The following is a 24822-nucleotide window of genomic DNA, read 5'->3' on the forward strand; positions in this document are numbered from 1 at the left end:
AGCCTACCCGCGTGCGCGGTGCCTCGCGCATCACGCCGCTCACTAAGCTGAGCGCATGACCACGTCGACGGCGCTGCTCACCGACCGTTACGAGCTCACGATGCTCGCCGCCTCGCTCCGGGACGGCACCGCGTCCCGTCCGAGTGTCTTCGAGCTCTTCTCCCGGCGCCTGTCCGGCGGGCGTCGCTTCGGCGTCGTCGCGGGCACCGGACGCCTGCTCGGACTGCTCCGCGACTTCCGCTTCGGCGACGACGAGCTCCGGTTCCTCCGCGACCAGCACATCGTCGACGCCGAGACTCTCGCCTCCCTCGAGGGCTACCGCTTCACCGGCACCATCCGCGGCTACCACGAGGGCGAGCTCTATTTCCCCGGGTCCCCGATCCTGACTGTCGAGGGCTCGTTCGCAGACGCCGTGGTCCTGGAGACCCTGGCGCTGAGCGTGCTCAACCACGACTCCGCGGTCGCCACCGCCGCCGCCCGCATGAGCATCGCGGCCGGTGAGCGCCCGCTCGCCGAGATGGGGTCCCGGCGAGCGGCGGAGCGCTCCGCGGTCGCCGCCGCGAGGGCGGCCTACATCGCCGGATTCGGCGCCACGAGCAACCTCGAGGCCGGCCGGGCGTGGGGCATCCCGACCATGGGCACCGCGGCGCACTCGTGGACGCTGCTGCACGACAGCGAGGAGGATGCCTTCCGCGCTCAGGTGGCGAGCATGGGCGTGGACACGACCCTCCTCGTGGACACGTACGACATCCGGACCGGTGTCGACACCGCGATCCGCGTGGCCGGAACGGGGCTCGGCGGCGTCCGCATCGACTCCGGTGACCTGCCGATCGTGGCCGCCGAGGTGCGCGCGCAGCTGGACGAGCTCGGCGCGACCGAGACCCGGATCACGGTCACGAGCGATCTGGACGAGTACGCGATCGCCGCCCTCGCCGCGTCGCCCGTGGACGCGTACGGCGTCGGCACCTCGGTCGTCACCGGTTCGGGCTACCCGACGGCCAGCATGGTCTACAAGCTCGTCGCCCGGCAGGATGCCGACGGTGGCTGGGCCGGCGTCGCGAAGGCCTCCGCCGACAAGGCCTCCTTCGGCGGCCGCAAGGCCGCGTTCCGCACCCTCAGCGAAGGCGTGGCCGCGGCCGAGACCGTCGTCGTCTCCGACGGCTTCGAGGCACTGGACACCCCGGCCGAACACCCGGAGGGACGCCCGCTCCAGGTGACGCTCGTCGAGGGCGGCGAGATCGACACCGCCCACGAGGGGGCCGCAGGGACGGCAGCCGCCCGCGCGCACCACCTGCGCGTTCGAGAGGAGCTCCCGGTGCGCGCGTTGGCGCTCAGCAAGTCGGATCCGGCGATCCCGACGGTCTACGTCGAGGCGAACTGAGTCCGCCGGTGGACGGACGTCAGCCCACCATCGACTCGTAGATCTCCTTGCAGGTCGGGCAGATCGGGAACTTCTCCGGATCACGGCCCGGCGTCCACTTCTTGCCGCAGAGAGCGCGGACGGGCTTGCCCGTGATCGCCGACTCGAGGATCTTGTCCTTCTTGACGTAGTGCGAGAAGCGCTCGTGGTCGCCCGGTTCGATGTTCTCCTCGCGGAGAAGTTCTTCCAGTTCGCGATCAAGCGTTGCCACGCCGCCCTGATCGGGGCTGTCCAGCGGAGTACTCATCCCGTGATTCTAGCCGCGTCCACGCATCGGCGGGGCGGGCGTCACGCCGTCTCGACGAACTCCATCAGGCGTTCACCGCTGCGCTCGAAGATGCGGCCCCCGAGCACCGCTCCCCCGATGAAGACGATCATCCCCGTGACGACGCCGACCCAGAACGTGGCGGGCGCGTAACCGGCGTCGGAGGCGAGGCTCGCCGCGAACAGCCACATCGTCGGGAGGCTCAGCACGATCGCGCCAAGGAACGCCGCCGCGGGTCCGTAGATGCCGCGCGAAGTGGGGCGCTGGGGCTGCTGGAACGGGCTGTCGCCCGGCCGGGAGACGGCGTAGGGCGCGACGACGGACACCACGCTGGAGATGCCGAGTGCGGAGAACAGCAGACTCGCCCCGAGCCCGACGAGCGGGAGCAGGTGGATCCAGCGCCCGGCGAGCAGCAGGGAGAGGGGGACGGCGATCGCCAGGACGGGGACGGCGACGAGCAGGACAGGGACGAGGCGTCCGAGTCGGTCGGGGAGACCGCGGACTCCGCTCGCGACGTGGGTCCACAGTGCCGTCGAGTCGTAGGCGACGTCGTTATGGGGCAGCCAGCCGAAGAAGAGGGCCATGACGGGCACGGGCACGAGGGCGGCGATCTCGACCGGGACGCCCGCGACGATCAGCGGGAACACGGTCAGCACCCCCGCCACCGGAACGACGATGATGTTCATGATGTACCGACGGTCCCGCAGCCAGTACACGAGGCTCCGCGCCGCGATCGCCCCGAAGGCGTTGGAGGGCAGCAGTGCGAACCACCCCAGTCCGCTGCGCTCGCGCGCGGCGATCGGGCGCTCCGTCGTGGTGAGCAGCCGCCGCACGAACCACGCCCAAGCCCACCACAGCAGCGCCAGGGTCGCGACCGCCACGAGGCCGCTGATCCAGGCCGCGGCCGTCTCGCCTTCGGCCGCCGCGAACATCGCGGCCGGCGACGCGGCGAGCGGGGTGAACCCGATCACGCTGGTGAGGGTCGCCAACGAGGGTGGCACCTCCCCGTCCCAGCGCAGCGACCCGAGGAAGACGGCCACGGGGAAGGCGATGACGATCAGGGCGAGGGCGAACAGGGCGGTGAGTTCGCGGGAGCGGCGCTCCGGGAGGAGCAGAGCGTTGATCGCCATCCCGATCCGTGACAGGAGCACGGTGGTCAGCAGTCCCGCGATGGCGAGCAGCACGGCCAGCGGCCAGGGCGCGCCGACGCCGATCGCCACGCTCGCCACGCTCACGTAGACGGCGAGGAGTGCGAGGCTCGGCACACTCACGAGCGATGCGATCGCGAGCACCCAGGGCATCTTCCGCTCGTCGACGCCGAACACCGCGAAGCGACGGGGGTCGAGCTGGTCGACCGCCCCCACGAGGAGCGGCCCCACGAGGAAGCCGAGCAGGACCGCGGCGCCACCGAGGACGGTCACGGCGCTGGAGACGGGGACCGGCGCGTCGGCGAGGCTGAGCACCGCGACGCAGACGACCACGGCGACCGCCACGACGGCGCCGAAGGAGAGCACGGTCCGCACCCGGTGTTCTCCGCGCAGGGCGCCCAGGAGGAGCGCGAACCTCAGTCGGAGAACGTGTGCAGCCACTCGAGCCCCTCCACCTCTCCGCTGGACCCGGCGAGCTCCACGAAGCGCGACTCGAGCGTCTGGCCTGCGCGCACCTCGTCGATCGTGCCCTCGGCGAGGACCTCGCCGTTCACGATGATCGCCACGCGGGAGCACACCCGTTCGACGAGGTCCATGCCATGGCTCGACAGGATCACGGTGCCTCCGTGCGAGACGTAGGCGCGGAGGATGTCGAGGATGACCGCGGACGACACCGGGTCGACGGACTCGAACGGCTCGTCGAGGACGAGCACACGCGGAGAGTGGATCATCGCGCCGGCGAGCATGATCTTCTTCGTCATGCCGGCCGAGTAGTCGGAGACCACCCGGTTGAGCGCGTCGCCCAGATCGAAGGCACGCGCGAGGTCGGCGGTGCGCTTCTCGATGACGTCGGCGGGGAGCCCGCGCAGCAGTCCGTAGTAGTAGAGGAGCTGGCGGCCGGTCAGCCGGTCGAAGGTGCGCAGCCGATCGGGCAGGACGCCCATCACCCGTTTCGCCGCGAGCGGATCGCTCGCCTGGTCGATGCCGCAGATCAGGACGCTTCCTTCGTCGGCACGGAGGAGACCCGCGACGATCGACAGTGTCGTCGTCTTGCCTGCCCCGTTCGGCCCGACGATGCCGTAGAAGGAGGCGGCGGGCACGGTGAGGTCGATGCCGTCCACCGCGCGGTTCTCACCGAACTGCTTCACGAGACCGCGGATCCGGATAGCCTCGGTGGCCGATCCTTCCGCCTGCTCCTCGTCGGCGCTCCCCGGGGGCTCCTCGGCGGTCACCGGCTCGACGACCTCGACGACCTCGACCTCCGCGGCGCGGCCGTCCTCCGGTGCAGGCTCATCCGTGACCGGCAGCGCGGTGTCCGTGGCCGCGACCGCAGGCTCCGCCGCAGCAGGCTCCTCGATCAGAGTCGCCGTCTCAGTGGTTCCACTATCGGGTGTCGCCGGCTCGACGGAGGCGGCGTCGGCCTCGACGGCCTCTGCGGACGCGGTGTGTTCCTGCGGCGATCCGGACTCCTCCGGCGCCGTCTCCACCGCGCGTGCCTCCGCGGCCGTGGCCTCGACGACCGGGGCTTCCGCGGCCTCGGCTTCCGCGGCCTCGGCTTCCGCGGCCTCGGCTTCCGCGGCCTCGGCTTCCGCGGCCTGAGCCTCCGCCGCCTTCGCTGCAGCCGCCTTCGCCGCAGCCGCCTTTGCCGCGGCGCTCTTGGCGGCAGTCGTCTTGGCCGTCGTCTTGGCCGCCGACGCCTTCGCGGCGGCGGTCTTGGCCGCGGCGGCCTTGGTCGCAGCCGTCTTCGCCGCCGACGCCTTGGCGGCCGCCGTGCTCGCCGTCTTGGTGGCCGCGGCAGACGGACGCCTCGAGCCCGCGGTACGCGCGGCGGTGTTCTTCACCGCCGCCGCACGGGCGGCAGACGCCGTCCGAGCTGTGGCCGGGGCCGTCATGGGATCGACGCTCGCCGCAGGCGTGGGCTCGACCACGACCTCGGCCGTGGGCGCGGCCTTCTCGGCCGCCGCCTTGGTCGGTGCGGGCCTCGCCGTCCGCGCCGCGGTCGACTTCTTCGCCGTGGCGGAGGTCGTCGACGTGGAGGACTTCGCCGCGGTCGATTTCGGGGCCGAGGACCGCGCTCCGGCGGTCTTCGCTGCCGTGGTCTTCGCTCCCGTGGTCTTGGCGGCGGTCGACTCGGCGGCTGTGATCTTCGCTGCCGTGGTCTTCGCTGCCGTCGACTTGGCGGCTGTGGTCTTCGCTCCGGTCGACTTGGCGGCCGTGGTCTTCGCGCCCGTGGTCTTCGCTGCGGTCGATCTCGCGGCGCCGGGCTTCGCCGCGCCGGACGTCCGAGACGTCGACGTCGGCGTAGTGGTCTTCGGGGCGGCGGGCTTCTTCGCAGCCGGCTTGTCGGCCGAGGTGGCCTTCTTCGCGGCGGCGGAGGCCGAGGCAGGTCTCTTGGCGGCCGGTTTCCGAGCCGGGGCAGAGGCATCGGTCGGAGTCTCGGCTCCCTCTGCCTGGGCGGTACGGTCATCAGGGGAGGAAGTCACCGTCCTACGGTACCAACGGGTGGCTGAGAGCCAAGGCCCCACGCGACAATCCGCAATCCGAACCCCTTCTCGCCCGGAAGCGCAAGGGGGTTGTCGTGCCTGAACGTTGCGTGTGTACTCGATCACGAAATGGCAACGGGGGACGCCTGGCCCCGGGGTTCCCAGGCGGAATCGCTAGCATGACATTCGGCACGACGAAGTGTCTGGTCGGTGAACCGACCGTGAACACATCTTCCATTAGGAGCACTCGTGACTCTTCAGACCGTCATCCTCGCAGCCGGCATGGGCTCTCGGCTCGGCCGCGCGCTGCCCAAGCCGCTCACGGAGCTCAGCGACGGCCGCACGATCATGGGCCAGCAGCACGACAACATCCGCGCCGCCTTCGGCTCGGACGCACGCATCACCACGGTGGTGGGCTACCGCGCCGAGACGATCATCGAGGCCTTCCCCTCCGTGAACTACGTCCACAACGACCGCTACGACGAGACCAACACGTCGAAGAGCCTGCTGCGTGCCCTGAGCGCCACGGGGAAGAGCGGTGTCCTGTGGATGAACGGCGACGTCGTCTTCGACCCCATGATCCTGGGCCGCGCGGCGGCATACATCGAGCGCGACCAGTCGTTCGTGACCGTCAACACCGCCAAGGTCAGCGATGAAGAGGTGAAGTACACCGTCACCGCCGAGGGCTTCATCAAGGAGCTGTCGAAGTCGGTCAAGGGCGGTCTCGGCGAGGCGGTCGGCATCAACTACATCTCCTCCGGCTTCAAGAAGGCCTTCATGCGCCAGCTGCAGCGCGTCGAGGACCAGGACTACTTCGAGCGCGGTCTCGAGCTGGCGATCGCCGAGGACGGACTGCTGCTCGAGCCGATGGACGTCTCCGACCTGTACGCGGTCGAGGTCGACTTCGCGGAAGACCTGGAGCGCGCGAACCTCTTCGTGTGATCTGCGTGTCCGAGAGCCCCCCTCCCTTCAGGGACGGGGGCTCTCGGTGTTTTCGCGGACGGGTTCCCTAGGATCGGCGCATGGCCCCCCAGGTGCACAAGATCCACTCCCTCCCCGACGACTCCCCGTGGGACAAGGGCGTGCCGCCGGTCGGATCCCCCGAACACCCGATGATGGTGCGGGGCCTGGATCGCGTGCTGTCGATCCAGCGCCCGCTGGTGCTTGCCCACATCCGCAGCATCCGGCTCCGCAATCCGCACGCCACGCCCGCCGAGATCATCCGCATCCTCGAGCGGCGGTACCTTGCGGCCGTCACGACCGGAGGGGCTGCCGTCGGTGCGACGGCCGTCGTCCCCGGCATCGGCACGGGTATCACGCTCGCCCTCTCTGGGGTCGAGACGGTGGGCTTCGTGGAATCCACCGCTCTCTTCGCCCAGTCGGTCGCCGAGGTGCACGGCATCGCGGTGGGCAATCCGGACCGCGCTCGCGCGCTCGTGATGACGCTCATGCTCGGCAAGGAAGGCGTCGATCTCGTCGGGCAGCTCGCCAAGCAGGTCGCGGGCCGCGGCACCAGCCGCTCGGCATACTGGGGCGAGCTGGTGACGAAGTCGCTGCCGCGCGCGGCCGTCGGACCGCTCGTGGACCAGCTCAAGGGGATGTTCGTGAAGCAGTTCGCCGCGAAGGGCGGGGCCTCGTTCCTCGGCAAGGCCATGCCGTTCGGCATCGGCGCCGCGATCGGCGGAGCGGGCAACCACATCCTCGGCCGTCGCGTGCTCACCACCTCGCATCGTGCGTTCGGAGCTGCGCCGCTCACCCTTCCTGCCGAACTGGAGCCGGTGCCCGGAGCCGAGAAGATGGAGCTGCGGATGCTGCGAGGAGCACGTTATGCCGGCAACGCGGTCGCCGGCGCCGCGGGCACTGTCGCCCGTGGCGCAGGATGGGTGGGCAACCGGGTCGGGGAGCTCACCGGGCGTCGCCGCGGTCGGCCGGGGGAGATCGACGGTGTCGCCGGTTTCGGAGACCACGACCTGCCGTCGCACCCCGGGGCCGATACGACCTCGGCGTGACGGGCCACGGACCTCACCAAAGGATCCGCCGCCCCGTTGTGCCGATCATCCAACGGACGGCGCGAACCCGGCGCTAGGGTGGAATCCGTGACGGACAAGCCCGACCCCTTTACCACCGCCGGCAAGATCGCGGACCTGCGCGCTCGCTACACCGAAGCCGTCGTCGACGCCGAAGCGAAGGCGAAGGAGAAGCAGCACGCCAAGGGCAAGATGACCGCCCGCGAGCGCATCGAACTCCTCGTCGACCCCGGAAGCTTCGTCGAGTTCGACGAGTATGTGCGCCACCGCACCACCGCCTTCGGGATGGACCGTTCTCGACCCTACGGCGACTCGGTCGTCACCGGCGTCGGGACCATCCACGGCCGCACCGTGGCCGTGTATTCGCAGGACTTCTCCACGTTCGGCGGGTCGCTGGGCGAGGTGGCCGGCGAGAAGATCGTCAAGATCATGGAGTTCGCGCTGGCCGGAGGCATGCCCTGCATCGGGATCCTCGACTCCGGTGGGGCACGCATCCAGGAGGGCGTCGTCGCGCTCGGCAAGTACGGCGAGATCTTCCGTCTGAACACCCGCGCCTCCGGCGTGATCCCGCAGATCTCGATCATCATGGGCCCGGCCGCCGGTGGCGCCGTCTACTCCCCCGCCCTCACCGACTTCGTCATCATGGTCGACAAGACCAGCCAGATGTTCGTCACCGGCCCCGACGTCATCAAGACGGTCACCGGCGAAGACGTCGGGATGGAGGAGCTCGGTGGCGCGTACACGCACAACACGCGCTCCGGTGTCGCGCATTACCTCGCCGAGGACGAGGACGACGCGATCGACTACGCCCGCACGCTCCTCGGCTTCCTGCCGGACAACAACATGGCGGAGCTGCCCTCCTACGAGAGCGCGTTCGCGTTCGAGACCACGGACGCCGACCGCACCCTCAACACGGTCGTCCCGGACTCGCCGAACCAGCCGTACGACATCCACACCGTGATCGAGCACGTCGTCGACGACGGCGACTTCCTCGAGGTGCAGCCGCTGTTCGCCCCGAACATCGTCATCGGCTTCGGTCGCATCGAAGGCCGCTCGGTCGGCATCATCGCCAACCAGCCCTCGCAGATGGCCGGCACGCTCAACATCGAGGCGGGTGAGAAGGCCAGCCGCTTCGTGCGCTTCTGCGACGCCTTCTCCATCCCCATCGTCACGCTCGTCGACGTGCCCGGCTACCTTCCCGGCACCGACCAGGAGTGGACCGGTGTCATCCGTCGTGGCGCCAAGCTCCTCTATGCGTACGCAGAGGCCACGGTGCCGCTCGTGACCGTCATCCTGCGCAAGGCGTACGGTGGCGCGTACATCGTGATGGGGTCCAAGCAGCTCGGCGCCGACGTCAACCTCGCCTGGCCGACGGCCGAGATCGCCGTCATGGGCGGTCAGGGTGCGGTCAACATCCTGTACCGCGGCGAGATCCGCAAGGCGGAGGAGGCCGGCGAAGACGTCGCCGCCGTCCGCACGCGCCTGGCGAACGAATACACCTACAACGTGGCGTCCCCCTTCCTGGCGGCGGAGCGCGGTGAGCTCGACGGCATCATCGAGCCGGCGAACACACGGGTGGCGATCGCGAAGGCCCTGCGGGCCCTGCGGGGGAAGCGCGCCGAGCTGCCCCCGAAGAAGCACGGGAACATCCCGCTGTGAGCGGTCAGGACCCCGCGGCGGAAGCGCCAGAGCCGCTGCTGCTCGAGATCACCCGCGGCTCTGCCAGCGAAGAGGAGCTCGCTGCCCTCATCGCGGTCCTCGGTGACGCGTACGCCGGCGAACAGGCCGAAGCCACGGTCGATGAGCCGCCGGTCTCGGCCTGGACGCTCACGCAGCGCCCGCTGCGTCGCCCGCTCCGCCGTGACATCCCCTGGGGGCGCTTCGCCGGCTGAACCACGCCGCGGAGATTTTGTCCCCCAAAATACCTACAGACAACCGTGGCACGACCCCGCAGACTAAAGGGGACGCTTCGCGTTCGGCTGGTCTCTCTGTCCCAGGGTAGACAGACGCTGATCGGCCACCAGCGGACGGTTTTCGGGTAACTGTCCGCACGGCGAGGGGCAGGCGGATTCGCCGCCCCTCGCCCACTCTTACTTCCGCGCCTCCGAGGGCGTCTCGCGCCGCTCCCTCGCGATCTCGTGCCAGAGGTCCACGGAGTCGTCGTCCGACGCGCGCAGCCCGGAACGGCCGACCACCGTCACCGCGACGAGTGGGTCCCTGGCGGATCGGATGATGATGCGTCCGGTCCCGGCGCTGCGGAGCACGGCCGCGAGCTCGTCGCGGATCTCCCTCCGCCTGGCCTCGTCCACCCCATCCAGCCCGCCCTCGTCGAACACCGTCACCGAGGCGCCGTGGCGTCGCGCGACGTCGATGGCATTGCGCACGTCGTCGTTCAGGAGGTCCGCACCACGGAGCTCGTCCCGGAGGCGCCCTTCCGCGAGCCTCGCCTCCAAGCGCTCCTCCTCGTCGAGCATTCCCCGCGACGCCACCACCCTGCCGAGGACAGGACCGGCCACCGCAAGGGCGAACTGGGTGCGCAGCCGACGTTCGCGCTGCCGGACCCGCTGCGTCGCGTGCCAGGCCGACACGGCCTGCTGGATCTCCGACAACCGCTCCGTGTCGCGGACGGCACGGTCCCAGAACATCACCAGCAGTTGCGCGACCGCCACCCACATGATCGAGCCCACCACACCCAGGTTCATCGCCACCCCCGTGCCGAGGGCGAGCGAGGCGGCGAGGACGAGAACGGCGAGCGTCGTCCAGCCGACGGCCGGGCGGCGCCGGACCACGCAGACGACGCCGAGCAGTCCGAGCGCGCCGATGTACCAGGTGGCGAAGGGCGCCGTGCGATCGCTCGGCTCCAACGAAAGCGTCACGAGCACCGGGATGACGACGCTCGCGGCGAGGGCGAGGAGCGCCGACCACAGCGGCATCCGCACGGTCGCAGGACTCCCGAGGATCGCGATGTTCACCACGAGGAGATAGACCGCGATGGCGACCACCATCAGCAGCGGTGCTGTCGGCTGCTCGATCCACCAGATGCCGCGCGCGACGAAGTACAGGGCGAATCCCACGGCGAGCGAGGTCGCGACGCTGCGCACGGTCCGATTCATGAGCGCTCCCAGCCCAGGGTCACGACGGTGCCGTCCGCGTCCGAGGAGATCTGCGCCGTCCCCGCCACACCGGCCATCCGCGCGAGGATCGACGCGCGGATGCCGAGACGGTCCGGCCCGATCGCCTCGACGTCGAATCCCGGCCCGGTGTCCGAGACGACGACGGCGATGCCTTCATCCCCGTGTCCGACGACCAGGATGTGCAGACCGCGGCCGTGCGCGTGCGCCACGGCGTTGCCGATCGCCTGGCGGGCGGCGAGGACGAGCGCCCTCGCCGCTCGCCCCGGGATCATGCCGCTGCCGCCGCGTTCCTCCACGATCGCGTCCGCGCCGAGCTCGGAGAGCGCCCGACGCAGCTCCACGACGATCTGTGCGGCACCCACCGGCTCATCGCTGCCCTCCTCCGCCACCGCGGCCTCGGTGTTCGCGAGCCGGGTCAGTGCCTCCCTGGCCATCGCGACGGCGAGCTCCCGGGCCCGTTCTCCGTCCGCGCGCTCGGCCGCGATGAGCGCCGCCAGCACGCTGTCGTGCATGAGCGCCGACATGGCCACCCGCTCCTCTTCTGCGGCCGCCGCGGCAGCCGCGGTCGCGTACGACGCCACGGCCATGCCGCGCGCCTCGTCGACCCCCGCCGCGACCGAACGGAACATCCAGCCCAACGAGACGATCACGACGCCGAGGATCAGCGTGAAGGAGACGTCGAATGCCGTCGTCACCCAGAACTCCCGGGAGAACCCGCCCTGCACCAGGCGCACGTATCCGTAGACGAAGGGCACCCCCACGGCCCAGGCGAACTGCAACCGGACGGGGAAGGCGAGCATCGCCGCCACCACACCCACGTTCACGAGGAAGAAGATCCAGGGCTGCTCGCCCGCCACCTTGTCCGTGGGGTCCACGACGACGGGCCATGCCGCGAGCGCGAGGACGTAGACGACCGCAAACGCGCCTGAGGCGAGGCGCACAGCGCGCCCCACCAGGCAGGCGATCAGCATCCAGGCCAGCGGCACGAACACGGCGACGAGCATCGCGATGTGCGGTACATCCGCCCGGGACAGCGTCTGCACGGCCGCGATCAGGGCCTGTGCGCCGAGCACGGCGGACCCCAGTGCGACCACGATCGCGAGGATGCGCTCCATCCGCTTGCCGGTGAACCGCTCGAAGCCGTTCTCCGCGCTGCCGGGAGACGGGATCTTGCTCCAGGCGTCGCGGACGCTCAGCGGCTCAGCGGGCACTCGGCGCCCCGTCGGCCGTCACGATGCCGTCCTCCAACGCGCGCCGCAGCAGGTCCACCTTGGTGGGCGCCGGCCGGCCGACCTCGACGTACTTCACCCGGATGCGGGTGATGTTCTCCTTCGCCGTGGAGTAGGCGACGCCCAGGCGCTCGGCCACGGCCTTCAGCGGCAGACCCGTCGCGTAGAGGCGCAGCACCTCTCGCTCACGGATGGACAGCTGGGCGTCGGCGAACGCGCGGTCGCCGTCGACCGCGCTCGCCCATTCGACGTTGTTCAACGCCTCACCCTGGGCCACCGTGCGGATGGCGTCGAGCACGTCGTCGAGGGCCGACGACTTGCTGACGACACCGGCCGCACCCGCCGCCAGGGCCTCCCGGACCGCTGCGGGCCGGTCGGCGACGCTGTGGATCACGACGCTGGCGCCATCGGCGACGAGGGACACGACGTTCTCTGTCACCGTCGTCCCGTCTCCCAGCGTCAGGTCGAGGACGACCACGTCCGCCGGCGAGGCCCCCGTCGAGGACCGCCACACGAGGTAGGAGCCGACCGTGCTCCCGGTGAACACGACGGTCTGCCCGTCCCTGGCACACGCGGCCTCAAGGCCGAGGCGGACGGACTCGTGGTCGTCGATGAGGGCGACGGTGCTCATGCCCACAGCCTAGTGAGTCGCGGACCGGGGACCGGGAATGCGCTCACCGGGTGAGCAGGGCGACGACCTCGAAGTGGTGCGAGTGCGGGAACAGGTCGAAGCCTCGGAGCGCGTCCACGCGCCACCCCAGGCCGCGGAAGGTGCCGAGATCACGCGCGAGGGCGACGGGGTCGCAGGCGACGTAGGCGATCGCGGACGGAGCCAGCGCATGCACGCCCTCCACGACCACCCGACCGGCGCCGGAACGGGGCGGGTCGAGCACGACGGCCCCCGTCGCGCCCCCGCCGCGCGGCTGCTGCAGGAAACGGTCGACGCGGGCGGTCACGGCGGTCACCTCGAGCGGAGCGAGGTTCGCGACGGCGTGCTGCGTCGCGCGGCGGCTGGACTCGACGGTGACCACGTCGGTGCCGCCGAGATCCGCGAGCGTCCGGGCGAAGAGCCCGACGCCGCCGTACAGGTCGTAGTGCGTCGCGTCCGGCTCCACGTGACCGTCGAGCAGCCCGTACACGGCGCCGTCGAGCACCGAGGCGGCACGGGGGTGCACCTGCCAGAAGCCTCCTGCGTCGACGTCGAATGTGCGGTCGCCGACGCGCTCCTGCACCACCTCGGGCTTCGGCCGAGAGCGGCGGTCCCTGGAGGCCCGGCGTTCCGCCTCAGGGTGCCGGAGGATGCGCACGCGGCCGTCGGCCGGCTCCACGAGCTCGATGCGTCCGGCCTTCTCGCCCTGCAGGGCCAGGGCGGCCTCGGCGATCGCGGGGCGGGCGAGCGGGTAGGTCGACACCGGAACGACGCGGTGACTGCGGGCGGCGAAGGGGCCGATCCGCCCGGCATCGTCGACGTGCAGCGTCACCCGGGTGCGCCACCCCGTCCCGTCGCCGGACTCCACGGCCTCGATCTCCGGCGCGTCGAGGCCGGGGCCGGCGAAGCGGTCCAACGCCTCCGAGAGAACCTGTCGCTTGAGCACGCGCTGGTGGTCGAGCGCGATGTGCCCGAGGTCGGCGCCGCCGGGCCGCTGGGCGGGGTCGTGCGCGACGTCCGCTTCCGGCCAGATGTGCGGCCGGCGATGCGGGGAGGCGTCGAGGACCTCGATCGTCTCGGCGCGCCAGAAGCTCCGGGTGTCGGGCTCCCCCGTGCCGGCGGACGGTTCCAGGAGCCGGGCCCGGACGCGCTCACCCGGGATCGCGTCGGAGACGAAGACCACGCGTCCTTCGTGACGGGCGACGAAGGTGCCTCCGTGGGCGATGCCGGTGATGTCGAGATCGAGCACGTCGGCTGCGGAGGAAGTCATCCTTCGAGGATACGGTGGTCTCCATGCGCGTCTGCCTTGCCTCCACCTCCCCCGCCCGGCTCATGCTGCTGCGTCAGGCCGGCATCGAACCCCTCACGCTGTCGCCGGAGGTGGACGAGGACGCCCTGGCCGCCGCGGCGGAGGAACGCATGGGTCCCCTCGCCCCCGCCGATCTGGTGCTGCTGCTCGCGCGCGCCAAGGCCGCCGCCGTCGCCGAACGACTGGCCGCCGACAGCGCGTTCGACGGCGTCGTCATCGGCGGCGACTCGATGTTCGCGCTCGGGGACCGGGTGTACGGCAAGCCCTACACGCCCGAGGAGGCCACGCGCCGCTGGCGGGAGATGCGCGGCGCAACGGGCGTGCTGCACTCCGGCCACTCCGTGTTCCGCGTCTCTCCCGGCGCTGACCCTGTCGAGGCGACCGCGGTGGCGGAGGCCGCCGTGACGTTCGCCGAGGACATCAGCGAGGACGAGATCGCCGCCTACGTGGCGTCAGGGGAGCCGCTGCACGTCGCCGGGGCGTTCACCCTCGACAGCCTCGGCGGCGCCTTCATCACCCGGGTCGAGGGCGATCCCTCCACCGTGGTGGGCATGTCACTGTCCACCGTGCGCCGTCTCACCGCCGACCTCGGGGTGCGATGGACGGATCTGTGGTCGTAGACTCCCCTCCACGTTTTTCCCTCTTTCTTGTCGAGAGTCGTCAAAAGTATCGGGATGCTACTCGCTAGGCTGACAAGCATGCCTGAAATCGCGAAGGTGCTCGTCGCCAACCGCGGCGAGATCGCCGTCCGCATCGTCCGTGCCGCTCGTGACTCCGGGATCGCCTCGGTCGCCGTCTACGCCGACCAGGACAGGGACGCCCTGCACGTCCGCCTGGCAGACGAGGCGTACGCGCTCGGTGGTGCGACCAGCGCCGAGACCTACCTCCAGATCGAGAAGATCCTCTCCGTCGCCCGCCGCGCCGGGGCCGATGCCGTCCACCCCGGCTACGGGTTCCTCGCCGAGAACGCCGAGTTCGCGCGCGCCGTGATCGGCGCAGGCCTGACCTGGATCGGCCCCTCCCCGGAGGCCATCGAGGCCCTCGGCGACAAGGTCACCGCCCGCCACGTGGCCGAGAAGGTCGGCGCGCCCCTCGCGCCCGGCACCCCCGGCCCCGTCTCCGGCGCCGACGAGGTCGTCGCCTTCGCGAAGGAGTACGGCCTGCCGATCGCCATCAAGGCGGCCTACGGCGGCGGCGGACGCGGCCTCAAGGTCGCCCGCGAGCTCGACGAGGTCGAGGAGCTCTTCGAGTCCGCGACCCGCGAGGCGGTCGCCGCCTTCGGCCGCGGCGAGTGCTTCGTCGAGAAGTACCTCGACAAGCCCCGGCACGTCGAGACCCAGTGCCTCGCCGACGCCGAGGGCAACGTCGTCATCATCTCGACGCGCGACTGCTCTCTGCAGCGGCGGCACCAGAAGCTCGTGGAGGAGGCTCCGGCACCGTTCCTGACGCCCGAGCAGAACGAGAAGCTCTACTCGGCCTCGAAGGCCATCCTCAAGGAGGTCGGCTACGTCGGCGCCGGCACCTGCGAGTTCCTCATCGGCGCCGACGGCACCGTCTCCTTCCTCGAGGTGAACACCCGACTGCAGGTGGAGCACCCGGTGTCCGAGGAGGTCACCGGCATCGACCTCGTCCGCGAGCAGTTCCGCATCGCAGCGGGCGGCACGATCGACTACGACGACCCCCAGCCGCAGGGACACTCGATCGAGTTCCGGATCAACGGCGAGGACCCGGGTCGCGGGTTCCTCCCCCAGCCCGGACCGATCCACGTCTTCAAGACCTTCGGCGGTCCCGGCATCCGCCTCGATTCCGGTGTCACCGCCGGCGACGCGGTCTCCGGGGCGTTCGACTCGCTGCTCGCGAAGATCATCGTCACGGGCAAGGACCGCGCCGAGGCTCTGGAACGGTCCCGCCGCGCCCTCGACGAGTTCGAGGTCGCCGGTCTGCCCACCGTCATCCCCTTCCACCGCAAGGTCGTCCGCGACCCCGCGTTCACGGCCGAGGACGGGACCTTCGGCGTCTACACGCGCTGGATCGAGACGGAGTTCGACAACGACATCCCCGCCTGGGACGGCGAGCTCGAGACTCCGGCTCCGGCGAGCAGCCGGCACACGGTCGTCGTCGAGGTCGGCGGGAAGCGGCTCGAGGTCAGCCTCCCCGATCGTGTCGCCGTCGCCCCGGGCACCACCGGCCGTCCCGCGGCCGTCCCGCCGTCGCGCCGCAGTCACGCCACCGTCGCCAACGCCGGAGCGTCCGGAGACGCGGTGAAGTCGCCCATGCAGGCCACGGTCGTCAAAGTCGCCGTCGAGGAGGGGCAGCAGGTCGTCAAGGGCGACCTCGTCGTCGTCCTCGAGGCCATGAAGATGGAGCAGCCGCTGCAGGCACACAAGGACGGCGTCGTCGGCAACATCAACGCCGACACGGGGGCCACGGTGTCCGCCGGCCACCAGCTCCTCACGATCTCCTGAGCCGAGACCCCGCTCAATCGCCGAGACCCCGGGCTGCAGACGTCTGCAGCCCGGGGTCTCGGCGTGAAACCGGGGTCTCGGGTCAGGAGATGTTGACGAGGTGCATCGCGCGGCTCGCGTCGGTGATGCTGCTCGACAGCGAGGGGTATGCCGCGAACACACGGGAGACCTGATCGACGGTGAGGCGACGCTCCACCGCGATCGCGATCGGGTAGATGAGCTCCGAGGCCTTGGGCGCCACGATGACGCCGCCGATGACGGTGCCGGAGCCCTTACGGGCGATGAGCTTGACGAAGCCGTCCTTGATACCCATCATCTTCGCCCGCGGGTTCGCGGCGAGCGGGAGCTTGTAGACCATGCCGTCGGCGAGGCCGTCCTCCACGTCCTTCACGCCGTACCCGACCGTCGCGATCTCCGGGGCGGTGAAGATGTTCGACGTGATCTTGATGAGCTCGAGCGGGATGACGATGTCGCCCAGCGCGTGGAACACCGCCGTGCGGCCCTGCATCGAGGCCACCGAGGCCAGCGGGAAGAAGTTCGTGCAGTCTCCGACCGCGTAGACGTTCGGTACCGAAGTGCGTGCGACGCGGTTCACCCGGACGTGGCCCGAGTCGTCGAGCTCGACGCCGGCCTCCTCCAGCCCGATGCCGGCCGTGTTCGGGACGGACCCGACCGCCATGAGGCAGTGGCTGCCCTCGACCGTGCGTCCGTCCGACAGGGTCACGGTGACGCCGTCTCCGGTGACCTCGACCTTCTCGGCCCGCGACTTGGACAGCACCTGCATGCCACCGCGCTTGAACACCTTCTCCAGCACGCGCGCGGCATCCTGGTCCTCGCCGGGGAGCACCTGCTCGCGGCTCGAGACGAGCGTGACCTTCGCGCCGAGGTTCATATAGGCCGAAGCGAACTCGGCCCCCGTGACGCCGGAGCCGACGACGATCAGGTGCTCGGGCAGCGCCTTCATGTCGTAGAGCTGCGTCCACGTGAGGATGCGCTTGCCATCGGGCTTGGCGGAGTCCAGCTCCCGCGGCGAGGCGCCGACCGCGACGACGATGGTGTCGGCCTCGACGCGGTCGAAGTCGGTGCCGCGCTCCCCCGTCGAGACGACGATGGCGTTCGGACCCTCCAGGCGGCCGTGCCCGGACAGGATCCGGACGCCCGCGTCGAGGAGCGTCGTGCGCATGTCCTCGGACTGCTGACCGGCCAGCGCCACGAGCCGCTTGTTCACGGCGGCGAGGTTGATGGCGATCTCCGGCTTGAGCGGCTTGCCGTTGTCGCCCTTGGCGTAGAAGTTCACGCCGAGGTCGCTGGCCTCGGAGATCGCGACCGCGGCGTCCGCGGTCGCGATGAGGCTCTTCGAGGGCACCACGTCGGTGAGCACGGCAGACCCGCCGACACCGACGCGCTCGACGAGGGTGACCTCCGCTCCGAGCTGGGCCGCCGCCAGGGCCGCCTCGTAACCGCCGGGTCCGCCGCCGAGGACGGCGACGCGCTGAGTGCGCTCGAAAGTGGTGGAAGACATGCTCTCCATTCTTCCGCAATCCTGGCACCCGAGCCTGCCACTTCCTAGAGTGGATCCATGCCTGAAACCCACAGCAACCCCCTCGACGACCCCGCCGCGAACCCGTTCGAGGTCGCAGCCGAAGCCGCCGCCGACATCGCGCGGCTGACCGGCGTCGAGAAGCACGACATCGCCCTCACGCTCGGCAGCGGCTGGGGCAAGGCCGCCGACCTCATCGGCGAGACCGTCGCGAGTGTCCCCGCGACCGAGGTGACCGGGTTCTCGAAGCCCGCACTGGAGGGCCACGTCGGCACGCTGCGCAGCATCCGGACCCCCGGCGGGAAGAACGTCCTCGTCATCGGCGCCCGCACGCACTACTACGAGAACCACGGCGTGCGCCGGGTCGTGCACAGCGTCCGCACGGCCGCGGCGACCGGCGCCTCGATCATGGTCCTCACCAACGGAGCCGGCGGCATCCGGGAGACGTGGAAGCCCGGGCAGCCCGTGCTGATCAGCGACCACATCAACCTCACCGCGGACTCCCCGCTCGAAGGCGCGACCTTCATCGACCTCACCGACCTGTACGCGACGCGCCTGCGCGACATCGCCCGGACGGTCGACCCCACCCTCGACGAAGGCGTCTACACCCAATTCCGCGGGCCGCACTACGAGACCCCGGCCGAGGTGCAGATGGCGAAGCACATCGGTGGCCACATCGTCGGCATGTCCACGGCGCTCGAGGCGATCGCCGCGCGCGAGGCCGGCATGGAGGTGCTCGGTTTCTCGCTCATCACGAACCTGGCCGCGGGCATCCAGCAGACGCCGCTCAGTCATGCCGAGGTCATCGAGGCCGGACGCGAAGCGGAGCCCGTGATCTCCGCCCTCCTGGCGAGGGTGGTCGAGGCCCTGTGAGCGAGGAGCGGCTCGCCCAGGCCCGCGCCTGGCTGCGGCAGGATCCGGACCCGCAGACCCGCGACGAGCTTGCGGGCATCGTCACGCGCGCCGCGTCCGGCGACGAGGCGGCCGCGGCGGAGCTCGACGACCGCTTCGGCAGCCGGCTCGCGTTCGGGACGGCCGGACTCCGGGGCGCGCTGGGCGCGGGGAGCAACCGCATGAACCGGGTGCTCGTCTCCCACGCCGCGGCCGGCTTCGCCGCCTACCTGCGCGAGCGCGGCGGAAACGCGGCACCCACGGTGGTCATCGGCTACGACGGCCGCCGCAACTCCCGCGTGTTCGCTCAGGACTCCGCCGAGCTGTTCGCCGGCGCGGGACTGCGCGCGATCCTGCTCCCCCGCCTGCTGCCGACGCCCGTGCTGGCCTTCGCCGTGCGGCACCTCGGCGCGGACGCGGGCGTCATGGTGACCGCGAGCCACAACCCGCCGGACGACAACGGCTACAAGGTGTACCTCGGCGGTGCCGACGCGGGCTCGCAGATCGTCGCTCCGGCGGACGCCGAGATCGCGGCCCACATCCAGCGCGTCGCGGACACCGGGGACGTGCGGGCACTGCCGCGCTCCTCCGACTACGAGACCGCCGGCGACGACCTCGTCCAGGCCTACGTCGCCGCCACCGCAGCGGTCGCCCCCGCCCCTGCCGCGGCCCGCCGCCTGCGCTGGGTGTACACCGCGATGCACGGTGTCGGCTGGGAGACGTTCGCCCGCATCCTCGACGCCGCCGGCTACCCCCGGCCGGTCGTCGTCGACGAGCAGCTCCACCCCGACGCGACATTCCGCACGGTGTCCTTCCCCAACCCGGAGGAGCCAGGGGCCATGGACCTCGCGTTCGCGACGGCCAGGAGGGCGAAGGCGGACTTCATCCTCGCGAACGACCCGGACGCCGACCGCCTCGCCGTCGCGATCCCTGACGACACCGCCGCGGAGGGCTGGCGACGGCTGACCGGCAATGAGGTCGGCCTGCTGCTCGGCGCCCGCGCCGCGCGGGCCGCAGCCGGCACCCCCGGGGCCTCCCTCGCCTGCTCGCTGGTCTCCTCCCCCGGGCTCGGCGCCATCGCCGCGCACCACGGTCTGGACTTCCACGAGACGCTCACGGGCTTCAAGTGGATCTCGCGGGCGCCGGGGCTCGTCTTCGGCTTCGAGGAGGCTCTGGGCTACCTCGTCAACCCCGACACCGTTCGCGACAAGGACGGCGTCTCGGCCGCGGTCGCCGTGCTCGGACTGGCCGCAGAGGCGCAGGAGCGCGGGGCCACCCTCGCCGACCTCGTCCGCGAGGTCGGCGACACGTACGGGCACTTCGCGAGCGCCCAGGTGTCGGTGCGCGTGGCCGACCTGTCGCTCATCGGCACGGTGATGCTGTCGCTGCGCTCCCTCCCGCCGACGCAGATCGGGGGGCGCTCGATCGCGTCGGCCGAGGATCTGCTGCAGAGCGCCCAGGGACAGCCTTCCGGGGATGTGTTGCGGTACCGGCTCTCGGATGGCTCCCGGGTGATCGTGCGTCCGAGCGGCACGGAGCCGAAACTCAAGGTCTACATCGACGCCACGGCCGATTCCACCGAGGGGGCCGCAGCCGCGGTCACCGAGCTCGAGGCCGGCGTCCGCGTCCTGCTGGACGAACGCTCCTGACCATGCCCGTTCGCCACGTCGTCGTCAGTGCCCACAACGGCGTGCACGCGCGGCCGGTCGCGGAGCTCGTGCGCCTCGCGCAGGCACACGAGCTCCCGGTCACGCTGCGCACCTCAGACGGCACGACGGTGGATCTGCGCAGCGTGCTCGCGGTGATGGATCTCGCGCTCGCCCCCGGAGATGCCGTGATCCTGGAGACCGCCCCCTCCCCGACCTCCGAACGCGTCCTCACGCAGCTCGCCCTGGTACTCGCGCCGGACGCCTGAGCCTCAGCCGTCGATCACGGCGACGAGCTCGTCGAGGAAGCCCTCGAACGTCGTGCCGCGGCGGACGATGCGCTGCACGCTCTCGCGTTCGCTGAACACCTCGACGAGCTGCTCGAACACGGTCTGGAAGGCAGCGCGGTCGCTCTCGCTGAAGGCGGCGAGCGCGACCACCTGCACGCGGGCGTCCCCCCACGCCGCGGATCCGTCCGCCACCCCGAGCGCGATGGCCGTCCGGGTCGCGGTCATCTGCAGCGCGTGCGGGACGGCGAGGGCGTCGGTGAACGCCGTGGAGGACATGCGCTCGCGCACGATCGTGTTCTCCACGTAGTCGTCCCCGATCAGCCCCGCCCGGACGAGCGGCGCGCCGAGACGCCGGATGATGGCCTCCTCGCCGTCGTCCGGCAGCGGGTGCACATACGCCTCCGGATGGAAGTAGCGCGCGAGTTCCTCCCGGAGCCGCGTGAGCCTCCGGCCGCGGCGCAGGCGAGCAGCCGCCTGCTGGATGCGATCGACGTCCGCGTCGGTGAGGAACGGCTGGATGCGGACGAAACGATCCCCGGAGGCACCGGGTTCGATCGTGCTCAGCACGAGGTCCGTGTCGAACGAGGCCCAGTCCGGATCGACGTTCGTGACGACGCTCGTGACCTCGATCGCGGAGCCCAGGGAGCGATCGACGCTGGAGCGCAGCAGTTCGTGCAGTTCGTAGTAGCCGGGGCACACGATGGTCGCCGTGAGGATGGACTCCGCCTTGCGGCTCCGCTCCAGCCGTCCGCCGACGTGCATGGCGATGTAGGCGATCTCGTCGTCGTGGATCGGGGTGCCCAGCCGGTCGTGCAGGCCGCTGGCGATGGACACGGCGACCTCGAAGATCATCGGATAGGTGGTCTTCAGGGACCGCGTCAGCGGGTTCCGTGTGAGGGCGCTCTCCTCGGCCCGGCGCAGGAGGTTCTGCACATGCAGGGCGAGCCGCAGCACGAACGTCTCGTCGACCAGATCGACACGGTAGTCCTCGGCAGCCCTGGCGATCTCCGCGCGCACGGCCGCCTCCACGTCCGGGGCGACGCCGCTGCGCGCGAGCTCCCTCGTGGCCTCTCCGCCCGGCGCCACGATCCGCGTGAGGACCAGGGAGGCGAGGTGCCCGCTGTCGCCCTCACCCAGCACGACGGCGAAATGCTCGGCCGCGAGACGCGCGATGACCGCCCCCACGCGCGGAACCTCGGGTCGGGCCCCGGACGGCGGCGCGTCGAGGGCGCGACCGGCGGCGACCCGCTCGGCGGCGATCGCGATGTGCAGCAGGACGTCGGCGATCGCGAGCTCGTTGACGTAGTAGCCGAGCTCTCCGAGCTCGCGCACCAGGGCGGACTTGAAGGGGCCGACGGCGTGCGCGTCGACGGCCGTGCCGGAGAGGGCCCGCCGGAAGATCTCCGGATGGAAGGACGCGTCGTCCATCTCGTCGTGGGCGAGCCGGCTGAGCAGCCGCCGTTGTGCGGCTTCGTCGCCACGAAGCCGCACGCGTTCGCGCGCCCGCTCCAGGGTCAGGTCGGTGCCGTCGAGGAGCCCGCGCACGCGCACGAGGTCGGCCTCCAGCGTCGCTTCACTCACGTGCAGGGCGTCAGCGGTGTCGAAGACGTCGATCCCCTCCGCTTCGTCCAGCAGCAGCCGGACGAGGGCGTGCAGCCGTTCCCGGGGAGCGGAGTCGCCGCCCTGGCGAACGCGCAGTGCGCCGCGCGCTCCGGGGCCCGCCCGATAGCCCGCGGGGCCGGACTCGACGACCGCAGCGCCCGGGGTGCGGGCGTTCAGCGCCGCGACGTAGGAGCGGATGCTGCGCGGTGTCACGCCGAGCAGATCGGCCAGGGTGCCCGCGGTCGCCCAGCCCTCCTCGCGCAGCAGCGCGGCGAGGAGCTGGTCCTGACGCTGGCGCGACATGATCCCTCCGTGTTCCCGTGCTGACGGCACTGTCCGACTGCTCTCCATGATGACAGCCCTCGACGACCACGGCGCGGCGAGGATGGTTCCGCAGGGGCGGAAGAGAACGTGTTGGTGCCGTTGAGGCCCCCTTTCCCAGACTGTTCTCAGGAAGGTGGCATCGATGAGGATTCTCGTGGTCTGCGGCGCCGGTGCGTCGAGCACGTTCGTCGCCCAGCGCCTGCGTACCGCCGCGGCGGCGTCCGGCCTCGACTGGGCTGCGGATGCCGGGGTCGAGAGCACCGTCGCCCTCGGGGGGCACGACCTCGTCCTCGTCGGGCCGCATCTGCGCGACCGGCTCGACGCCATCCGCGGCCTGACCGGTGCGCCGGTCGCCGTTCTGCCCGACGACGTCTTCACCGACCGCGAGGGCGGTCGCACCCTCCTGCTCGCCCAGTCGATCCTCGCCGCGGCCGGCGAGGCCCCGAAAGGAACACCATGACCGCCACCCGCACCGTCCGCATCGGCTCCTCGCACGGCCTGCACGCTCGCCCCGCGAAGATCTTCGCGCAGGCCGCGAAGGACTCCGGTCTCGCCGTCACGATCGCGAAGGACTCCGGCAAGCCCGTCAACGCGGCGAGCATCCTCGGAGTCATCGCGCTGGCGATCGAGCACGGCGACTACGTGACTCTCACGGCCGACGGCGACGGTGCCGAGGGCGTCCTGGACACGCTCACGGAGCTGTTGACGACGGACCACGACCAGGACGCGGCCGGATGAGCGAGCTCCGAGGAGTGGGGATCGGTCTCGGCGTCGCGCAGGGACCCGTCGTCCGCATGACCGAGGCGCTTCCCGCGCCGGAGAACGTCCCGAGCACCGCGGGCGCCGAGGCCGAGCGCGCACGGGTCCGCGAAGCGGTCGCCGTCGTCGCGCAGGAACTGACGCAGCGCGGCGAGGCCGCGGGCGGCGCCGCACGGGAGGTGCTGGAGGCGCAGGCGATGATCGCCGAGGACCCCACGCTGCAGGATGAGGTCGACACGAGGATCGATGCCGGCGCGACCGCGGAATGGGCGGTACACGACGCCTTCGCCGGCTTCCGGGCCACCCTCGAGGCCGTGGGCGGCTACCTCGGCGAGCGCGCCGCCGACCTCGACGACATCGCGCAGCGGGTGCTCGCCCGCCTGCAGGGGGTCGACGCCCCCGGCGTGCCCGATCCCGGACACCCCTTCGTGCTCGTGGCACGCGACCTCGCTCCCGCCGACACGGCTCTGCTCAACCTCGACCGGGTGCTCGCCCTCGTCACCACCGACGGCGGACCCACCTCCCACACGGCGATCCTCGCCAGGGAGAAGGGCATCGTCGCCGTGGTCGGCGTCGGCGGGGGGCACGCGCTGACGACCGGGGACACGGTGATCGTCGACGCCGCCGCCGGCGTCGTCACGCAGGAGCCGACGGAGGAGGAGCGCGCCCGTGCCGCCGAACGTGCGGCGGCCCGCCGGGTGGCCGACGACGCGCCGCTCTCTCCCGGCGCCCTCGCCGACGGCACGCCGGTCGCGCTGCTCGCGAACCTCGGGAAGCCGGCAGACGCCGCCGACGCGGTCGCGCGCGGGGCGGAGGGCGTCGGGCTCTTCCGCACCGAGTTCCTGTTCCTCTCCGCGACTCAGGCGCCCACGGTGGCCCAGCAACGAGAGGCATACCGCGAACTCCTGGAGGCGTTCCCGGGCAAGAAGGTCGTCGTGCGCATGCTCGACGCGGGAGCCGACAAGCCGCTGGCCTTCCTCAACGACGCCCACGAGGAGAACCCCGCCCTGGGACTGCGCGGCCTCAGGGCGCTCCGCGCGAGCGAGGACATCCTCCGGGAGCAGCTCACCGCCCTCGCCGAGGCCGACGCCGCGACCTCCGCCGACCTCTGGGTCATGGCGCCGATGGTCGCCACGGTCGAGGAGACCGCCTACTTCACCGGTCTCGCTCGCGAGTACGGGCTGAAGACGGCCGGTGTCATGGTCGAGGTCCCCTCCAGCGCGCTGCTCGCCGACCGTGTGCTCGCGCACGCCGACTTCGCGTCGATCGGCACGAACGATCTCACGCAGTACACGATGGCCGCCGACCGCCTGCTCGGTTCGGTCGCCTCGTTCCAGGACCCGTGGCACCCCGCGGTGCTCCGCCTGGTGCGCGAGGTCGGTGAGGCCGGCGCCCGCCTCGGCAAGCCGGTGGGCATCTGCGGCGAGGCCGCGGCCGATCCCCTGCTCGCCGTCGTGCTCGTGGGACTCGGCGCCACCAGCCTCTCCATGGCGCCGTCCGCCCTCGCCGATGTCCGCCAGGCGCTCGCCGCACGCACCCCCGCCGACGCCGTCCGCCTCGCCGAAGCCGCGCTGGCCGCGGACGACGCCCCCTCCGCCCGCACCGCCGCGGCGACCCTCGCCGCGGCCCTTCCCCTCACCA

General features: G+C 71.4%; 21 protein-coding genes and 1 pseudogene. 13 read left to right on the plus strand and 9 right to left on the minus strand.

Annotated features, from left to right (window positions below):
* Positions 1–55: 55 nt before the first annotated feature.
* Positions 56–1381, plus strand: coding sequence for a nicotinate phosphoribosyltransferase (locus FY549_RS15620; RefSeq protein ID WP_149085791.1), 1326 nt, complete (start codon positions 56–58; stop codon positions 1379–1381).
* Between the two features lie 19 nt (positions 1382–1400).
* On the opposite strand, the gene FY549_RS15625 is transcribed toward FY549_RS15620, so the two are convergent.
* The 3 genes from FY549_RS15625 to FY549_RS16965 are packed head-to-tail and all read right to left on the minus strand — an operon-like array spanning position 1401 to position 5316.
* Positions 1401–1667 carry a DUF3039 domain-containing protein gene (locus tag FY549_RS15625; RefSeq protein WP_060923586.1) on the minus strand — a complete coding sequence of 89 codons (267 nt, stop codon included), beginning with the start codon at positions 1665–1667 and terminating at the stop codon, positions 1401–1403.
* 41 nt (positions 1668–1708) lie between these two features.
* On the minus strand, positions 1709–3274 hold the full coding sequence (locus FY549_RS15630) for a hypothetical protein (RefSeq protein ID WP_149085792.1): 1566 nt from the start codon (positions 3272–3274) through the stop codon (positions 1709–1711).
* Positions 3250–5316, minus strand: a complete 2067-nt coding sequence (locus FY549_RS16965; protein ID WP_374114500.1) for an ABC transporter ATP-binding protein — start codon at positions 5314–5316, stop codon at positions 3250–3252. The genes FY549_RS15630 and FY549_RS16965 overlap by 25 nt, the downstream gene beginning before the upstream one ends.
* Positions 5317–5565: 249 nt before the next feature.
* Here FY549_RS16965 and FY549_RS15640 point away from each other — a divergent pair, with 249 nt between their 5' ends.
* From FY549_RS15640 to FY549_RS15655, 4 genes are all read left to right on the plus strand, one after another.
* The gene (locus FY549_RS15640; RefSeq protein ID WP_101844760.1) at positions 5566–6258 is read left to right on the plus strand and encodes an NTP transferase domain-containing protein; all 693 of its coding nucleotides are present in this window, start codon (positions 5566–5568) and stop codon (positions 6256–6258) included.
* Positions 6259–6338: 80 nt separating this feature from the next.
* On the plus strand, positions 6339–7325 hold the full coding sequence (locus FY549_RS15645) for a hypothetical protein (RefSeq protein WP_200838763.1): 987 nt from the start codon (positions 6339–6341) through the stop codon (positions 7323–7325).
* An 87-nt stretch (positions 7326–7412) separates the two neighbouring features.
* Entirely contained in the window at positions 7413–9002 is a 1590-nt protein-coding gene (locus FY549_RS15650) for an acyl-CoA carboxylase subunit beta (protein WP_200838764.1), read from the plus strand.
* The gene (locus FY549_RS15655) at positions 8999–9235 is read left to right on the plus strand and encodes an acyl-CoA carboxylase subunit epsilon (protein WP_149085794.1); all 237 of its coding nucleotides are present in this window, start codon (positions 8999–9001) and stop codon (positions 9233–9235) included. The genes FY549_RS15650 and FY549_RS15655 overlap by 4 nt, the downstream gene beginning before the upstream one ends.
* Before the next feature lie 198 nt (positions 9236–9433).
* Here FY549_RS15655 and FY549_RS15660 read toward each other — a convergent pair whose 3' ends face one another.
* Genes FY549_RS15660 through FY549_RS15675 form a run of 4 tightly spaced genes read right to left on the minus strand, consistent with a single transcriptional unit; the run spans position 9434 to position 13625 of the window.
* Positions 9434–10456 (minus strand): hypothetical protein, encoded by a 1023-nt coding sequence (locus tag FY549_RS15660; RefSeq protein ID WP_149085795.1) that lies wholly within the window; start codon positions 10454–10456, stop codon positions 9434–9436.
* Positions 10453–11688, minus strand: a complete 1236-nt coding sequence (locus tag FY549_RS15665) for an ATP-binding protein (protein ID WP_149085796.1) — start codon at positions 11686–11688, stop codon at positions 10453–10455. The genes FY549_RS15660 and FY549_RS15665 overlap by 4 nt, the downstream gene beginning before the upstream one ends.
* Complete coding sequence (locus FY549_RS15670; protein WP_149085797.1) at positions 11678–12337, minus strand: response regulator; 660 nt, start codon at positions 12335–12337, stop codon at positions 11678–11680. Before FY549_RS15670 ends, FY549_RS15665 begins: the two co-directional genes overlap by 11 nt.
* A 43-nt stretch (positions 12338–12380) precedes the next feature.
* The gene (locus FY549_RS15675; RefSeq protein WP_149085798.1) at positions 12381–13625 is read right to left on the minus strand and encodes a class I SAM-dependent RNA methyltransferase; all 1245 of its coding nucleotides are present in this window, start codon (positions 13623–13625) and stop codon (positions 12381–12383) included.
* A gap of 23 nt (positions 13626–13648) precedes the next feature.
* Here FY549_RS15675 and FY549_RS15680 point away from each other — a divergent pair, with 23 nt between their 5' ends.
* Positions 13649–14284: a Maf family protein gene (locus FY549_RS15680; RefSeq protein ID WP_149085799.1), complete on the plus strand. Its 636-nt coding sequence runs from the start codon at positions 13649–13651 to the stop codon at positions 14282–14284.
* 78 nt (positions 14285–14362) lie between these two features.
* A complete protein-coding gene (locus FY549_RS15685) occupies positions 14363–16129 on the plus strand; it encodes an acetyl/propionyl/methylcrotonyl-CoA carboxylase subunit alpha (RefSeq protein WP_149085800.1) in 1767 nt (588 codons plus the stop codon).
* 82 nt (positions 16130–16211) lie between these two features.
* On the opposite strand, the gene FY549_RS15690 is transcribed toward FY549_RS15685, so the two are convergent.
* On the minus strand, positions 16212–17660 hold the full coding sequence (locus FY549_RS15690; protein WP_187614885.1) for an NAD(P)H-quinone dehydrogenase: 1449 nt from the start codon (positions 17658–17660) through the stop codon (positions 16212–16214).
* Positions 17661–17708: 48 nt separating this feature from the next.
* Here FY549_RS15690 and FY549_RS15695 point away from each other — a divergent pair, with 48 nt between their 5' ends.
* The 3 genes from FY549_RS15695 to FY549_RS15705 are packed head-to-tail and all read left to right on the plus strand — an operon-like array spanning position 17709 to position 20475.
* Entirely contained in the window at positions 17709–18542 is an 834-nt protein-coding gene (locus tag FY549_RS15695; protein ID WP_149085802.1) for a purine-nucleoside phosphorylase, read from the plus strand.
* Positions 18539–20209, plus strand: a complete 1671-nt coding sequence (locus FY549_RS15700) for a phospho-sugar mutase (protein WP_149085803.1) — start codon at positions 18539–18541, stop codon at positions 20207–20209. The genes FY549_RS15695 and FY549_RS15700 overlap by 4 nt, the downstream gene beginning before the upstream one ends.
* Positions 20210–20211: 2 nt before the next feature.
* Positions 20212–20475 (plus strand): HPr family phosphocarrier protein, encoded by a 264-nt coding sequence (locus tag FY549_RS15705; protein ID WP_149085804.1) that lies wholly within the window; start codon positions 20212–20214, stop codon positions 20473–20475.
* Between the two features lie 3 nt (positions 20476–20478).
* Here the strand turns inward: FY549_RS15705 and FY549_RS15710 are convergent, their stop codons facing one another.
* On the minus strand, positions 20479–22401 hold the full coding sequence (locus FY549_RS15710) for a BglG family transcription antiterminator (RefSeq protein ID WP_149085805.1): 1923 nt from the start codon (positions 22399–22401) through the stop codon (positions 20479–20481).
* A gap of 163 nt (positions 22402–22564) precedes the next feature.
* Here FY549_RS15710 and FY549_RS15715 point away from each other — a divergent pair, with 163 nt between their 5' ends.
* From FY549_RS15715 to ptsP, 3 genes and pseudogenes are all read left to right on the plus strand, one after another.
* Positions 22565–22882, plus strand: a complete 318-nt coding sequence (locus FY549_RS15715) for a PTS sugar transporter subunit IIB (RefSeq protein WP_149085806.1) — start codon at positions 22565–22567, stop codon at positions 22880–22882.
* Positions 22879–23160, plus strand: a complete 282-nt coding sequence (locus tag FY549_RS15720) for an HPr family phosphocarrier protein (RefSeq protein WP_062636567.1) — start codon at positions 22879–22881, stop codon at positions 23158–23160. The genes FY549_RS15715 and FY549_RS15720 overlap by 4 nt, the downstream gene beginning before the upstream one ends.
* Positions 23157–24806 (plus strand): annotated as a pseudogene (ptsP, locus tag FY549_RS15725) (phosphoenolpyruvate--protein phosphotransferase); the annotation flags it as partial. The gene FY549_RS15720 and the pseudogene ptsP, both read left to right, overlap by 4 nt.
* Positions 24807–24822 lie beyond the last annotated feature (16 nt).

Origin of the sequence: Microbacterium sp. 1S1 (assembly GCF_008271365.1) — a bacterium.
Taxonomy (GTDB): domain Bacteria; phylum Actinomycetota; class Actinomycetes; order Actinomycetales; family Microbacteriaceae; genus Microbacterium.

What these genes read in the sequence shown, in the direction of transcription:
- FY549_RS15625 (WP_060923586.1), bottom strand. Translation starts at nt 1,667, where the DNA reads ATGAGTACTCCGCTGGACAGCCCCGATCAGGGCGGCGTGGCAACGCTT.
- FY549_RS15690 (WP_187614885.1), bottom strand. Translation starts at nt 17,660, where the DNA reads ATGGAGAGCATGTCTTCCACCACTTTCGAGCGCACTCAGCGCGTCGCC.
- FY549_RS15720 (WP_062636567.1), top strand. Translation starts at nt 22,879, where the DNA reads ATGACCGCCACCCGCACCGTCCGCATCGGCTCCTCGCACGGCCTGCAC.
- FY549_RS15675 (WP_149085798.1), bottom strand. Translation starts at nt 13,625, where the DNA reads ATGACTTCCTCCGCAGCCGACGTGCTCGATCTCGACATCACCGGCATC.
- FY549_RS15680 (WP_149085799.1), top strand. Translation starts at nt 13,649, where the DNA reads ATGCGCGTCTGCCTTGCCTCCACCTCCCCCGCCCGGCTCATGCTGCTG.
- FY549_RS15710 (WP_149085805.1), bottom strand. Translation starts at nt 22,401, where the DNA reads ATGTCGCGCCAGCGTCAGGACCAGCTCCTCGCCGCGCTGCTGCGCGAG.
- FY549_RS15620 (WP_149085791.1), top strand. Translation starts at nt 56, where the DNA reads ATGACCACGTCGACGGCGCTGCTCACCGACCGTTACGAGCTCACGATG.
- FY549_RS15670 (WP_149085797.1), bottom strand. Translation starts at nt 12,337, where the DNA reads ATGAGCACCGTCGCCCTCATCGACGACCACGAGTCCGTCCGCCTCGGC.
- FY549_RS15660 (WP_149085795.1), bottom strand. Translation starts at nt 10,456, where the DNA reads ATGAATCGGACCGTGCGCAGCGTCGCGACCTCGCTCGCCGTGGGATTC.
- FY549_RS15705 (WP_149085804.1), top strand. Translation starts at nt 20,212, where the DNA reads ATGCCCGTTCGCCACGTCGTCGTCAGTGCCCACAACGGCGTGCACGCG.
- FY549_RS15645 (WP_200838763.1), top strand. Translation starts at nt 6,339, where the DNA reads ATGGCCCCCCAGGTGCACAAGATCCACTCCCTCCCCGACGACTCCCCG.
- FY549_RS15685 (WP_149085800.1), top strand. Translation starts at nt 14,363, where the DNA reads ATGCCTGAAATCGCGAAGGTGCTCGTCGCCAACCGCGGCGAGATCGCC.
- FY549_RS15715 (WP_149085806.1), top strand. Translation starts at nt 22,565, where the DNA reads ATGAGGATTCTCGTGGTCTGCGGCGCCGGTGCGTCGAGCACGTTCGTC.
- FY549_RS15695 (WP_149085802.1), top strand. Translation starts at nt 17,709, where the DNA reads ATGCCTGAAACCCACAGCAACCCCCTCGACGACCCCGCCGCGAACCCG.